The sequence below is a fragment of the Micromonospora sp. NPDC000668 genome, from assembly GCF_042897975.1.
GTDB lineage: Bacteria > Actinomycetota > Actinomycetes > Mycobacteriales > Micromonosporaceae > Micromonospora.
In genome coordinates, this window is the sequence record NZ_JBIAYP010000007.1 from 273218 (window position 1) to 286153 (window position 12936).

General features: G+C 73.8%; 14 protein-coding genes. 9 read left to right on the forward strand and 5 right to left on the reverse strand.

All coding sequences use genetic code 11. The annotated features are described in order from the left end of the window. Positions 1-27: 27 nt before the first annotated feature. Entirely contained in the window at positions 28-1635 is a 1608-nt protein-coding gene (locus ACFY29_RS31435) for a phytoene desaturase family protein (protein ID WP_386991899.1), read from the reverse strand. A 72-nt stretch (positions 1636-1707) separates the two neighbouring features. On the opposite strand from ACFY29_RS31435, the gene ACFY29_RS31440 reads away from it, so the two are divergent. Continuing rightward, positions 1708-3141, forward strand: a complete 1434-nt coding sequence (locus ACFY29_RS31440; RefSeq protein ID WP_386991901.1) for an aldehyde dehydrogenase family protein — start codon at positions 1708-1710, stop codon at positions 3139-3141. Between the two features lie 87 nt (positions 3142-3228). Here the strand turns inward: ACFY29_RS31440 and ACFY29_RS31445 are convergent, their stop codons facing one another. After that, a complete protein-coding gene (locus tag ACFY29_RS31445; RefSeq protein ID WP_328425853.1) occupies positions 3229-3630 on the reverse strand; it encodes a ChaB family protein in 402 nt (133 codons plus the stop codon). A 167-nt stretch (positions 3631-3797) separates the two neighbouring features. On the opposite strand from ACFY29_RS31445, the gene ACFY29_RS31450 reads away from it, so the two are divergent. The 4 genes from ACFY29_RS31450 to ACFY29_RS31465 all read left to right on the forward strand — a co-directional run bounded on the left by ACFY29_RS31450 (position 3798) and on the right by ACFY29_RS31465 (position 6186). Next, complete coding sequence (locus ACFY29_RS31450) at positions 3798-4778, forward strand: YihY/virulence factor BrkB family protein (RefSeq protein WP_386991903.1); 981 nt, start codon at positions 3798-3800, stop codon at positions 4776-4778. A 101-nt stretch (positions 4779-4879) separates the two neighbouring features. Then, entirely contained in the window at positions 4880-5296 is a 417-nt protein-coding gene (locus ACFY29_RS31455) for a DUF2795 domain-containing protein (protein ID WP_328425849.1), read from the forward strand. Between the two features lie 52 nt (positions 5297-5348). After that, positions 5349-5810, forward strand: a complete 462-nt coding sequence (locus ACFY29_RS31460; RefSeq protein ID WP_355609976.1) for an SRPBCC family protein — start codon at positions 5349-5351, stop codon at positions 5808-5810. Between the two features lie 118 nt (positions 5811-5928). Beyond that, positions 5929-6186: a hypothetical protein gene (locus tag ACFY29_RS31465; RefSeq protein WP_328425845.1), complete on the forward strand. Its 258-nt coding sequence runs from the start codon at positions 5929-5931 to the stop codon at positions 6184-6186. On the opposite strand, the gene ACFY29_RS31470 is transcribed toward ACFY29_RS31465, so the two are convergent. Beyond that, positions 6144-7499, reverse strand: coding sequence for an MFS transporter (locus tag ACFY29_RS31470; RefSeq protein ID WP_386991906.1), 1356 nt, complete (start codon positions 7497-7499; stop codon positions 6144-6146). The genes ACFY29_RS31465 and ACFY29_RS31470 overlap by 43 nt on opposite strands. 158 nt (positions 7500-7657) lie before the next feature. Between ACFY29_RS31470 and ACFY29_RS31475 the strand changes: the two genes are divergently transcribed. After that, positions 7658-7867: a hypothetical protein gene (locus ACFY29_RS31475; protein ID WP_328425841.1), complete on the forward strand. Its 210-nt coding sequence runs from the start codon at positions 7658-7660 to the stop codon at positions 7865-7867. A gap of 2 nt (positions 7868-7869) precedes the next feature. Here the strand turns inward: ACFY29_RS31475 and ACFY29_RS31480 are convergent, their stop codons facing one another. Then, entirely contained in the window at positions 7870-8319 is a 450-nt protein-coding gene (locus tag ACFY29_RS31480) for a hypothetical protein (RefSeq protein WP_355609972.1), read from the reverse strand. A gap of 162 nt (positions 8320-8481) precedes the next feature. Between ACFY29_RS31480 and ACFY29_RS31485 the strand changes: the two genes are divergently transcribed. Further along, the gene (locus ACFY29_RS31485) at positions 8482-8835 is read left to right on the forward strand and encodes a DUF6401 family natural product biosynthesis protein (RefSeq protein WP_386991909.1); all 354 of its coding nucleotides are present in this window, start codon (positions 8482-8484) and stop codon (positions 8833-8835) included. Between the two features lie 60 nt (positions 8836-8895). Here the strand turns inward: ACFY29_RS31485 and ACFY29_RS31490 are convergent, their stop codons facing one another. Continuing rightward, positions 8896-9759, reverse strand: a complete 864-nt coding sequence (locus ACFY29_RS31490; RefSeq protein WP_355609968.1) for a hypothetical protein — start codon at positions 9757-9759, stop codon at positions 8896-8898. Positions 9760-9957: 198 nt separating this feature from the next. On the opposite strand from ACFY29_RS31490, the gene ACFY29_RS31495 reads away from it, so the two are divergent. Further along, positions 9958-12096 (forward strand): SpoIIE family protein phosphatase, encoded by a 2139-nt coding sequence (locus ACFY29_RS31495; protein ID WP_386991911.1) that lies wholly within the window; start codon positions 9958-9960, stop codon positions 12094-12096. A 65-nt stretch (positions 12097-12161) separates the two neighbouring features. After that, positions 12162-12839 carry an HAD family hydrolase gene (locus tag ACFY29_RS31500; protein WP_386991913.1) on the forward strand — a complete coding sequence of 226 codons (678 nt, stop codon included), beginning with the start codon at positions 12162-12164 and terminating at the stop codon, positions 12837-12839. The last annotated feature ends 97 nt before the right edge of the window (positions 12840-12936 follow it).

Genomic DNA, 12936 nt, shown 5'->3' on the forward strand with positions numbered 1-12936 from the left:
AGGCGGGATGCCGGGTCGGGCGGGCGCTCACTCCGGGTAGACGGCGCGGTGCGCGGCACCGATGGCGGCGGCGTAGGCGCGGCCGGTGAGCGCGCGGTCCCGGGCCAACGCCGCGCGGGCCGCGTTCGCGCCGGGCGCGCCGTGCACCCCGCCACCGGGATGCGCCGACGCGCTGGCCAGGAAGAGCCGGTCCACCGGGGTGTCCGCCCGGCCCAGGCCGGGGATCGGGCGCAGGAACAGCTGCTGGTACGCGGCGGCGGTGCCACCGCCGAGCGTGCCACCGACCAGGCTCGGGTTGCCCTTCTCCAGGTCGGCCGGCCCGGCCACGTGCCGGCCGACGATGAGCTGCCGGAAACCCGGGGCCGCCGCCTCCAGCACGTCCTCCATCCGCTGGACGTGCCCGGCGACGTCCTCGGCCCGCCAGTCCCGGCGGAACGGCAGGTGGGTGTACGACCAGAGCGACTCGGTGCCCGGTGGGGAGTGGCTCGGGTCGGCCACTGACATCTGCCCGAGCAGCAGGAACGGGTCGCGCGGCAGCTCACCGCGGGCCAGTTCACCGGCGTAGCGGGTCAGCCCGTTGAGGTCGGCGCCGAGGTGCACGGTGCCGGCGCCAACGAGCTGCCGGTTCGTCCACGGCACCGGCGCGGAGAGCGCCCAGTCCACCTTCAGCGTCGAGCCGTCCCACCGGAAGTGCGCCAGGTCCTCCACCAGCCGCGACGGCAGCACCGCCGCGCCGACCAGGTCAAGGTAGAGCGCTGGCGCCGGCACGTCGGCGAGTACGGCCCGACGGGCCCGCCACAGCGCGCCACCCGCGGTACGCACTCCCATCGCCCTGCCCCGGGCGGTGAGCACCCGGTCGACCCGGGCACCGTAGAGGATCCGCCCGCCGCGCTCCTGTAGCCGGGCCACCAGCGTGTTGGTGATCTGCTGTGCGCCGCCGTCGGGCACCGGCCAGCCGACCTGCTGGCCGAGCATGGCCAGCAGCCACCCGTACACCCCGGAGCCGGCGTCCTCCGGGGACAGGTCGGTGTGCAGGGCGCAGCCGGCCAACAGCGCCGGCCCGCCGGCGCCGTCGAAGAGTTCGTCGCCGAGCTTGCGGACCGGCACCACCAGCCGCCGGGCCAGCCGCAGCGCGCCGGCGATCCGCAGCTGGCGCAGCAGGCCGAGCCCACCCCGCACGGGCGGGAACGGCGTGGTGATGGTCTCCAGCATCGGCTCGGCCACCTGAAGCCAGTCGGTGTACGCGTTGAGCCAGCGCTTGCCGTCGCCGGGGGCGAACTGCTCCAGGGAGGCGGCGGTGACGTCCGCGTCCCGGTTGATCACCGCGGCCCGGCCGTCCGGCAGCAGGTGCGCAAGGACGTCCGGCGAGTGCCGCCAGGACAGCCCGTACCGGTCCAGGTCGAGCCCGCGCAGCACCGGCGAGGCGTACCCGAGGGGGTAGAACGAGCTGTAGAGGTCGCTGAGGTAGCCGGGCGCGGTCACCTCGGCGGAGCGGACCGCCCCGCCGGGCACCGCGGTCGCCTCGAGCACCACCACGTCCCACCCGGCGTCCGCCAGCAGGTTGGCCGCGACCAGGCCGTTGTGGCCGGCCCCGACGACGACGGCGTCCGCGCTCTCCGCGCCGGTGGTGGTCATCCGATCCGCCTACCCGACGTGCAACCGGGCGAAACGCGTTTGTCCCGTCGAGGCCGGGGCATCCAGCGCCGCATGTACACGGTTACGCAGCTGGTGGGCGGGGTGTGGGGCGCGGGTGGTGCGGGCGGCGAACTGGTCGTCCATGATCCGGCGGATGGTTCGCCGGTCAGCAAGGCGCCGGTGGCCACGGCCGACGAGGTCGGCAAAGCGGTGGGGGCGGCGCGCGACGCGGCCGCGGAGTGGGCGGCGACCGGGCCGGCCGCACGGGCGGCGGCGCTGCACCGGGCCGCCGACGCGGTGGCAGCGGTCACCGAGGAGCTGGCGGCGGCGGTCACCGCGGAGATGGGCAAGCCGCTGGCGGATGCCCGTGGCGGCGTCGAGGCGGGCGTCAGCACCCTGCGACAGTACGCGGAGCTGGCCCCACTGCGGGGCGGGCGGACGTTGCACGGCGAATCGGACGCGCTGGACTTCATGACCCCGCAGCCGCGCGGGGTGGTAGCCGCGATCACCCCCTGGAACGACCCGGTGGCGGTCTCCTGCGGGCTGCTCGGCGCGGCCCTGGTCACCGGCAACGTGGTGCTCTTCAAGCCCAGCGAACGCACCCCGGCGACGGGCTGGCTGCTGGCCCGCGCGCTGGACCAGGCGCTGCCGGCCGGGGTGCTGTCGTTGCTCACCGGCGGGCCGGAGGTCGGTGCGGAGCTGGCCGGCCAGGAGGTGGACGTGGTCGCGCACGTCGGCTCCACCGCGACCGGGCGGGCGATCGCCGCCGCCACGGCCCGCACCGGCGCGAAGGTGCTGCTGGAGAACGGCGGCAGTGATCCGCTGGTCGTCGACGCGGGTGTCGACGCCGACTGGGCGGCCGGGCAGGCCGCGCTGGGCGCGTTCGCCAACGCGGGGCAGATCTGCGTCGCCGTCGAGCGGATCTACGTGCATCGGGAGGTGGCCGACGACTTCGTGGCGGCGCTGGTGCGGCGGGCCGACGCGCTGCGGGTCGGGCCGGGCCGGGACCCGGGCACCGAGCTGGGCCCGCTGGTCGACCGGCGGCACCGCGACCACGTGCACGGGCAGGTGACGGCGGCGGTGGCGGCCGGCGCGCGCGTGTGTGCCGGCGGGGAGCTGCCGGACGGGCCGGGGTCGTTCTACCCGGCCACCGTGGTCACCGACTGCCGGCACGACATGCCGCTGGTGCGGGAGGAGACGTTCGGGCCGGTCGCCCCGGTGGTGGTGGTCGACTCGTTCGACGAGGCGCTGCGCTGCGCGGCGGATTCCCCGTACGGGCTGGCCGCCACGGTGTTGACCGCGTCGATGAGCCACGCGCAGCGGGCCTGGCGTGAGCTACCGGTGGGCACCGTGAAGATCAATTCAGTGTTCGGCGGCGCACCGGGCGGCGCCGCGCACCCGCGCCGGGCCAGCGGACAGGGCTTCGGGTACGGCCCGGAGCTGCTGGACGAGTTCACCGCCACGAAGGCGGTGCACATCGAGGCCCCCGGCGGCGGGCACTGGTGAGCGGTACGGGCGGGCGCGGGGATGCCGCGTCCGCCCGTACCGCCTCGCTGTGCCGCCGTCGCGGGCCTGCCGCCGGCGTCGCGGCGGTCAGTCGCCGCGCGCCTTGCGGGTGGCCCGGTCGTTGGCCTTCTCGATCGCCGTGACCAGCTCCGGCTTCGTCATGCTGGACCGGCCGGGTACGTCCAGCTTGCGGGCCACCGACATCAGGTGGTCCTTGCTGGCGTTGGCGTCCACCCCACCCGCGGTGGGTGCCCGCCGTTCCGGCCCGCCGCCGGCGGCCTGGCGGTCGCTCGGGCCCTTGCGGCCCTTTGGCTCCCAGTGGTCGCCGACCTTCTCGAACTCGTGCTTCACCGCGGCGAAGGCGGTGCGGTGCGACCGCTCCCCCTCGCCGTAGGTCTCCACCGCCGAGTCGTGCGTCTTCTCCCAGGTGCGCTGCGCCTTATCCGGGGAGCGTCGCAGCGTGCTGGGCAAGTCCTCGCGCCCGGGCATCTCGTCCTCCTCCGTGTCGACAGGGTCACTGTGACCGTTCCCCGGTGACCGGGCGGCAAACCCTGCGCGGCGGGCGCCGCGTTTGTCGATTTCCCGGTGTGGGTACCGGCCGGGCCAGGCCCGACCGGATGACCGGTCATCCGACGGCTGGGGCACAGGGAGCGGGCATGACGACCATGGAGCCCGGTACGGCACTCGGCGGCGCACAGGGCACGCCGCTGCCCCGACGGATGCGGCAGCTCAACTGGCGGACCTGGCGTGGGGTGCTGGTCCGCAGCGTCCGCAACTTCGTCACCGACAACTGCTCGGACTGGGCCGCCGCGCTGACCTACTACGGGGTGCTGGCGCTCTTTCCGTCCACCATCATGGTGGTCGCGCTGGTCGGCCTGGTCTCCAACGGCGAGCAGACCGTGGACACGGTGGTCGAGTTGGCCACCCAGATGGGCGCCGGGTCGGTGGTGGCCGACGACAGCATGGTCGAGGTCATCCGGGCGGTGGTGGTCCAGGAGAGCTCGGCGAAGGCGCTGCTCAGCTTCGGTCTGCTCGGCGCGCTCTGGTCGGCGTCGGGCTTCATCGGCGCGTTCACCCGGGCCTCCAACGCCGTCTACGGGGTGCAGGAGGGGCGGCCGGTGTGGCAGCTGCGCCCGTTGCAGATCGGCCTGGCCGCCGTCTCGCTGGTGCTGCTGGCTGTCGTCGCCCTCGGGCTGATCGTCAGCGGTCCGGTGACCGACGCGGTCGGCGACCTGATCAACGCGGGCGGGCTGGCCCGCACGGTGTGGAGCGTGGCCAAGTGGCCGGTGCTCGCCCTGATCATGATGGTGTTGCTGTCACTGCTGTTCTGGATCGCGCCGAACGTTCAGCAGCCCCGGTTCCGCTGGCTCACGCCGGGTGGCGCGGTGGCTCTGGTCGCCTGGGCGGTGGCCTCCTTCGGCTTCGGCCTGTACGTGGCCAACTTCGGCTCGTACGACGCCACCTACGGCAGCCTCGGGGCGATCATCGCGTTCCTGGTCTGGCTCTACCTGTCCAACTCGGCGCTGATGCTGGGGGTGCAGATCAACGCCGAGGTGCAGCGTGGCCGGCAGTTGCAGGCCGGCGACCCCGACCCGGAGGAGCCGGTGCTCCCTCCCCGCCAGCCGGCGGACTCCTGACCACCGGTTCGGGGCCGGGTGTCCGTTCCTGGGCCGGTCCGAGGGCCGGTTCGTGACCCGGTGCCGGTTTACCTGGCGGGGTGCCGGGTAGCGCAGAAGGCATGGAGCGTGGCAACAGCAAGCACGGACCGAGGATCGACGATCAGATGAGCCAGGAGGTCAGCGGCCTCGTACAGGGGCCGGGGACCGGTGGCTCTCGCGTCGACGAGTCGCGGGTGCCGGAGCCGGCCGGCGAGGACCAGCCGGAGACGACCACCGCCCCGGCCGGTGATCTGCGCACCGGCGCGCCCAACGGCATGAGCTCGCAGGACGTCGAGCAGCGCAGTCGGCTCGGACGGTTCATCACGATGAGCGCCCTGCCCGGCGACCGCGCGGCGCTGGTCGCCAACGCGCGGGACAACGATGCGCCGGACGACATCGTGGCGGCGCTGGAACGGCTGCCCGAGGGCACCCGGTACCAGACGATCTCCGAGGTGTGGGCCGCGCTCGGCAACAAGAACGAGACAACCCGCTGGTGACCGGATCGTCCCCCGATCCGGACGACAACCGGCGACTGAAGGAGGTTTCCTGATGAGTGGCGTGACCGAACATGTCGATGTTTCCGTGCCCGTGCGCACCGCGTACGACCAGTGGACGCAGTTCGAGGAATTCCCCGAGTTCATGGAGGGCGTCCGGGAGGTCCGGCAGCTCTCCGAGACGATGACCCACTGGACGGTGGACATCGCCGGGGTGAAGCGCGAGTTCGACGCCGAGATCACCGAGCAGCTCCCCGACGAGCGGGTCGCCTGGCGCTCCACCGGCGGCACCGAGCAGGCGGGCGTGGTGACCTTCCACCGGCTGGACCAGGACAAGACCCGGATCACCCTCCAGCTCGAGTTCGAGCCGCACGGGGTGATCGAGCAGGCCGGTGACAAGCTCGGCATCGTGGACCGGCGTGCCAAGGGTGACCTGGAGCGGTTCAAGACCTTCATCGAGCGGCGCGGTCAGGAGACCGGCGCCTGGCGCGGCACGGTGGACCGGCCGCAGCCCTGATCCTGAGCACCGATCCGCGATGGCCGCCGGAGTCCCCGGCGGCCATCGCCGTGTCTCGGGCCGGCCCCGGCCGGGCGGTGACCGTTTGCGATCATCGCGCCCGGGTACCGCTGTAGGCATGACCGACGACAACAGGGTGTGGCGGGACGAGGAACGACTTCCGCTGGAGGAGTTGGAACGCGCCGTGTCGGGCTCCAGCCTCGACGGGCAGGCCGACGACGTGACCGGCAACGACGCCGGCGAGGAGGCCGCGTTCGGGCATGGACCGGCGGCGGCGGACCGCGGCGGGCAGGCCGAGGGCGCCGGCCGGGAGCCCACCGACCCGGAGCGCGCCTACCGCCCGTCGACCACCGGCCGTACCGGACCGGACGTCTGACCGTCCCCGCCGACCTGACCGGTCCCGGACCGAACGGGCGTCCCGGGCTGATCCGGCCCGGGCTCGACGGGCGCGGGCCCATCGGGTCCGGGCTGTTCCGGGCCGCGCCGGCCGGCGGACCGGTGGGCGCCCAGCTCGTACAGCGCGATCAGCGCCAGCGCGAGCACCAACAGGGCCGAACCGAGCACCTGCACAGACGTGTTGCCGATCAGCATGCCAAGCCCGGCCGGCACCAGCGCGGCACCGACACCGGCGGCGCCGATCTGGAGCCCGATGGCCCGGTCCGCGTGCGCCGCGCCGACCCGGTCGCCGGTGGTCAGGGTGAGCAGCGGGAACACCGGCGCGGCGGCGAATCCGACCACGACCAGACCGAGCACGGCCAGCGCGGCCGGCCCGGGTACGGCGATCAGCGCCGCGCCGACGGCCATCCCGGCCAGGCTGGCGCGCAGCACCAACGTGGCCCCCAGCCGCTCGGCCACCACGCCCTGCACCACCCGACCGACGAAGAGGCTGCCCCAGTACGCGGAGACGCAGCCGCCGGCCACCACGGCGCTCAGCCCGCGCCCGTCGGTCAGCAGCAGGAACGCCCACAGCCCGGCGGCCACCTCGATGGCCACGTACAGCGCGAAGGCCAGCGCCCCCGACCAGACCGCCGGCAGCCGCAGAGTCGCCAGGATCGGGACCCGGACCGCCGGCGGGGCGGACGAAGCGGGTGATGTCCCGACCGACTCGGCGGGGCCCGGGATGCCGCGCCGCCAGGCCCGCACGGTGAGCGCGAACGCGGTGGCGAGGGCGATCTGGGCGGCGGCCACGGTGCCGTACCCCCACCGCCAGGACAGCCCCGCGCTCAACGCCGCAGTCATGATCAGCGGACCGATCGCCACGCCCAGGCCGAAGAAGGCGTGCATCCAGTTCATGTGTCGCGGGCCGAAGGCCCCGGCGGCGTACGCGTTGAGCCCGGAATCGATCGCGCCAGAGCCCAGCCCGAGCACCAGCGCGCAGCCCGCCAGCACGGCCAGCCCGGGGCTCAGGGAGTACCCGGTCAGCGCCAGGCTGGCCAGCAGGGTGCTGCCGGCGAGCAACGCGCCCACGCCGACGCGGGCCAGCGTGAACCCGGCCAGCACGCTGGAGGTGAGGTAGCCGACGGTGCCCGCGGTGAGCAACAGCCCGACCGCCTCGGTCGGTACGCCGAAGTCGGACCGGATCGAGGGCCAGCCGACGCCGAGCAGCCCGTCGGGCAGGCCGAGACTGACGAAGGCGAGGTAGGCCAGCAGGAGCAACGAGGCGCGGGGTGGCGCGGGCGCGGTGGACACGGGACCCCATCCTGCCGCAGCCGCACCCTAGCGCCACCTCCGGACGACCGCTCGTCGCGAGAAGAAGTGATGTCCGGACGGTCGAGAAAACGGACAGCTCATCCAGAATCGGCCGATCGGAGGACGGCAATCCAGCCGATGCGCGTAAGAATTTCGGGATGCATCAGGGCTCCGGAATCCTCTCCCCGCGTCAGCGCCGGCTCGCCTGGCTCGGCTTCATGCTCGCCGCGCTCCAGGCGCCCGTGTCCGCCTGGCTCGTCGCCGACGAGTCGTGGCTGTTCAGCCTCTGCGTCGCGCTCATGGTGGCCACCGTGATCATCGCCGACGACGCCGCGCGGCGGCGCCCGGCCGACGCGACCGGCGACTAGCCCTAGCCCTCGGTGCCCGGTCGGGCCTCATGCCCCGGCCGGCCCGGGCTACGGCGGCGCTCCTTCATCTCCGCCTCGTAGAGGTGCCGCCGCCCGCCCACCAGCTCGTCACGGGCCCGCTGGTCCAACTCCTGGAACAGCGCGTGGTAGCCGTCGTCGAAGTCCTCGACGATCTGGAACGTCCACCGACCGGCGATGACGTTGCGGCCCAGCAGCTCGGTGTCGATCCGGTCGGCGATCTGTGGGTGCCCGGCGGCGCGGAACAGCTCCACCGCGTCGTCGAGCATCAGGTCGGCGTGCCCGATCAGCTGGTGCAGTGAGTAGAGGTGCCCACGGGCCCGCTCCACGCACTCCAGCGCCTCGCTGAGCTTGCCGAGCGCGGCGACGGTCTCGTCGCTCACCCCGGCCGGCCGGCGGTGCTGCTCGTCCGGCCGGTCCGCCTGCTGTCCCATCCGTACCTCCGTGCCCTGTGCCGTCGTGTGCGGGTGGTTCTCCTGCTGCCCCGTCTGTGCCGGATCAACCCCCACGGCCAGCCCGAATCGGCCAGTGGCGTACCCGACACCCGCCGAGCGGCCGAGGTCGACCCGGTGACCGGTCGGTTAGCCTCGGTCACCATGCGTGTGCCGTTCACCCGGGTCGCCGCCCGTTCCGCCGTCGACTCGGCGCGGTCCAGCCTGGCCGCCCTCACCGTCTCCGTGGGCACCGTCGGGCTCGCCGCCGCCGCCGCGCGGCCCGGGCTGCTGGCCCTCGTCGACCAGCACGCGGCCGCCGTGCGGGACAGCCTCGACGGGGACCGCCGCCCGCTGACCGCCGCGGCCCTCGCCGGCTACGCCGAGGGGGTCCGCACGGCCGCACTGGAGCACGGGTGGACGCTGCCGAGCGGCCCGGTGGACTGGAGTGAGCCGGAGTGGCTGCTCACCCGGCTGCTCGCGGTCTGCGAGCTGGCCCGCTCGCTCGACCGGGCCTGACACGCGGAGAGGGCGCCCGCGCGACACGCGGACACCCTCCCCACCGGCCGTGCCGTCCCGCTACGGGCGGTACTGCTGGGTCTCGTCGGCCGCACCGGACTGGTACGTGCCGCGCCCACCGGCCATCGTCGACTGCTCGTCGACCCGCGGCATGGCCTGGGTGCGGTCGCCCCCACGGTCGGCCATCTGCCGCTCCACGTCGCCGCGCCCGGCCGTCGTGGCCTGACGCTGCTGCTGCACCGCCCGGGCCTCCTCGGCAGCGCGGTCCAGCCAGCCGTCCCAGCGCCTCTGCATGGGCTTCACCAGGCCACCACCGACACCGACGATCAGGATGCCGGCCACCGTGGCGAGCACCGCGATCAGCACCGGCGTGGTCACCGTGGTGGCGATACCCACCTGGTTCAGCGCGGCGATCACGCCGAGCGCGATGATGAAGATCGCCGTCAGATCGGCCAGGACCTTGCCGTACGAGAGCCCGCCCAGCGCCCCGGTGACCAGATCGCGGACGGCGCTCGCGATCGCGGCCGCCACCACCACGACGATGATCGCCACGAAAGCGCGCGGCAGCCAGGCCACCACGCCGGCGATCAGGTCACTGATCGCGTTGGGTCCCCAGACCCCGAACGCGAACTGCAGCGTGAACAGCAGTACCGCGTAGTACGCCAGTCTGGCCAGAATGTCACTGGCGTCGTACTTGGTCCTTTCCAGCGCTCGTTTGATGCCGCCGCGTTCGACCGCCCGGTCGAAGTTCACCCGTTCCAGGGCCGCGTCCACGATTTTCAGGACCGCTCTGGCGATGAGCCAGCCGACCACGAGGATCACGATGAAGGCGACGGCCTTCGGGATGAAGAGCAGCACCGACCTCCAGGTGTCGGCGATGGCGTCACCGATGTCGGCCTGCCCGACCGCGAGGGTTTTCAGCATGATGTCCCTCCTGTCGCATGGACTCCGCCGGGCGCATACCCGGCCACCGGTGCGGCAGTCCGCGCAACTCGCCGCGTTTTTTCCGACAAGTCGCCGGACAGCGACCCTGAACTGCCCGAACAGACACCGCGACGGGGCACGCCACGGCCCACGGGCATGATCGGATGCGGTCGCCGGACGGCCGGCTAGGCTGCGGACATGCCAGGAACGGTCGGGCGAGTCCCCACGCCAGCAACTCCGGTCCCGGGGGCGTCCACCGGGCACAGCGCTGCTGGCGCCGTACTCGCCCACGACTGGGCTGGCACCTCGCTCGGCCCGCCCGAGCGGTGGGACCCGGCGATCCGGGCCGTGGTCGAGCTGGTCCTCGCCTCGCCGATGCCGATGGCGCTGGCGTACGGCGACGACCTTGTCCTGCTCTACAACGACGGCTACGCCGAGCTGCTGGGCAGCAAGCACCCGACCGCCCTCGGCCGCCCGTCCGCCGAGGTGCACGCCGAGATCTGGGCGCTGCCCGGTGTCGGTGAGGTGATCGAGCGCGCCTACCGGCAGGGCGTGCCGTTCCTGGAGAAGGAGGCCACGCTCCCCATGGGCCGGGGCCGCTCCGGCGTGACCGAGCAGGCGGTCTTCACCCGGAGCTACTCACCGGTGCACGACAGCACCGGGCAGATCGTCGGGATGCTGACGGTCGCCGCCGAGACCACCCACGTCACCGAGCAGTTGCAGAGCCTCAGCGAGGTCGCCGCCGCGCTCGCCGGCACCCTCACCCTCGATGACGTGGCCCGGGTGGCGCTGCGGTACGCGATCACCACGTTCGACGCCGACTCGGTCGCGTTCGCCGTCGACGAGGGCGGCGGCGGTTGGCGGATGGTGCGCCGGGTACGCGGCGAGCTGATGGACGAGGCCGACGAGCGGCTGCCGCCGCTCTGGCGACGTACCCCGGTGGACTGGTCGGCTCCGGTGGTGCAGGCGGCCCGCTCCGGCGCGTCGTCGTTCACCCACGACGGGCACCCGCTGCTGGAGACCGCGGTCGACCGCCACGATCAGAAGATCCGCGCGATGGCCGCGCTGCCACTGGGCACCTCGGTGGTCCGCGGCGGGCTGGCGGTCGGCTACGGGGTGCCGCACACCTGGTCGGCCGCCGAGCGGGCATTGCTGGCCGCCTCGGCCGAGCTGATCGGCCAGGCGGCCGAACGGGCCCGCCGGTTCGAGACTCAGCACGGCACCGCACAGCTGCTGCAACGCAGCATGCTGCCGGAACACCTGCCGGCCCTTCCCCGGCTGCGGATCGCGGCCCGCTACGACCCGGGGGTGGACGGCAACGCGGCCGGCGGGGACTTCTACGACGCTTTCCTGCTGCCCACCGGTGGGCTCGGCGTCGTGCTGGGCGACGTGGCCGGGCACGACGTCCAGGCCGCGGCGCGGATGGGTCAGGTTCGTGCGGCGCTGCGCGCGCTGGCCCTGGCCGACCCGGCCCCGGACGCGGTGCTGACCGGGCTGGACCGGCTGGTGACCAGCCTGGGCGCGGAGGCCGGCACGCACGAACTGTTCGTCACCGTGGTGTTCGGGGTGGTCGACGCGGAGCGGCAGGAACTGACCCTGGCCAGCGCCGGCCACCCCGCGCCGCTGATCCGCCGCTGCGACCCGGACGGCCGCTCCCACGCCGAGTACGTGGACGTGCCGACCGGTCCCCCTCTGGGGCTGGGTGGCCAGCCGGCCACCACCACCGTCGCGTTCCGCCCCGGCGACACCCTGCTGCTGTTCAGTGACGGGGTGGTGGAGCGCCGTCGGCAGAGCCTCACCGCCGGCCTGGACGCCCTCGTTGATGCGATCGCCAAGGCCGGCAGCGGCGACCCTCGCGCGCTCTGCGCGGTGGCCACCGCCGCGGTGTCGGGCGGAACCGAGGACGACGTGGCGGTGTTGGCGGTCGAGCACGCGCTCAAACCGAGCCGGTCGGCGAGCATCGAGGTGCCGGCGGAACCGACCGCGCCCAGCCGGGTCCGGCACTGGATGACCGGCCAGCTCGCCGAGTGGCAGGTGCCCGAGTCGGTGATCGGCGCGGCGGTGCTGTGCACCAGCGAGTTGACCACCAACGCGCTGCTGCACGCCGGCACCGCCGCCCGGGTGGCGGTCGACCTCAGTCCTGAGCGGCTGCTGGTCTCGGTCGCCGATTCCGGCACCCGGGGCACCGTGACCCGGACCCGGACCGACACGTTGAGCAGTCGCGGGCGCGGGCTCGGCCTGATCGAGGAGCTCAGCGACGCCTGGGGCACCGACCCGACGGTCCGCGGCTCCACGGTCTGGTTCGAGATCCTCGTCCCGCCGGCCGAGGGCCGCTGAAACCGGCTGGGCGTTCCCGGGGCCTGGCTGGATCAGCCGGGCACTGAGCGGGTAGGAGGACGCCCATGCGCACCGACCGACCCGCCGGGGTCCTCTTCGACGTCGACGGCACCCTGGTCGATACCACCTTCCTGCACACCGTGAGCTGGTGGGAGGCGCTCCGCCAGACCGACCAGCCGGTGCCGATGGCGACGGTGCACCGCTCGATCGGGATGGGTTCGGACAAGCTCCTGGACCACCTGCTCGGCCCGGAGCGGGACCGCGACGCCGACGGGAAGCTGCGCGACGCGCACGACACCCTGTACGCCGAGTACTGGGAGCGGCTCACGCCGCTGCCCGGGTCGGCGGACCTGCTGCGCGCATGCGCCGAGCGGGGGCTGCGGGTGGTGCTCGCCACCTCCGCCTCGGAACACGAGGTCGGCGCGCTGCGCCGGGCGTTGGCCGCCGACGACGTGATCGACACGGTCACCTCGTCGGCGGACGCCCAGCAGAGCAAGCCGGCCCCGGACATCCTGGTCGCCGCGCTGGACCAGTCCGGGCTGGCCGCCGAGCGGGTGGTCTTCGTCGGCGACTCGGTCTGGGACGTCGCGGCGGCCGGCAAGCTGGACATCCCGTGCGTCGGGCTCACCTGCGGCGGGACCAGCCGGGGTGAGCTGGCCGGTGCCGGCGCGGTGGCGGTGTACGACGATCCGGCCGCGCTGCTGGCCACACTGGACGATTCGCCCGTCATCCGGCCGCGCTGAGGCTCACACCGGTTCCGGTCGCTGAGAAGGCTTACACGTACGGCCTCCGGGGCATGGTGTGTCACCACCTGCCCGCAACTCGTGGGCGCGGTCGGAG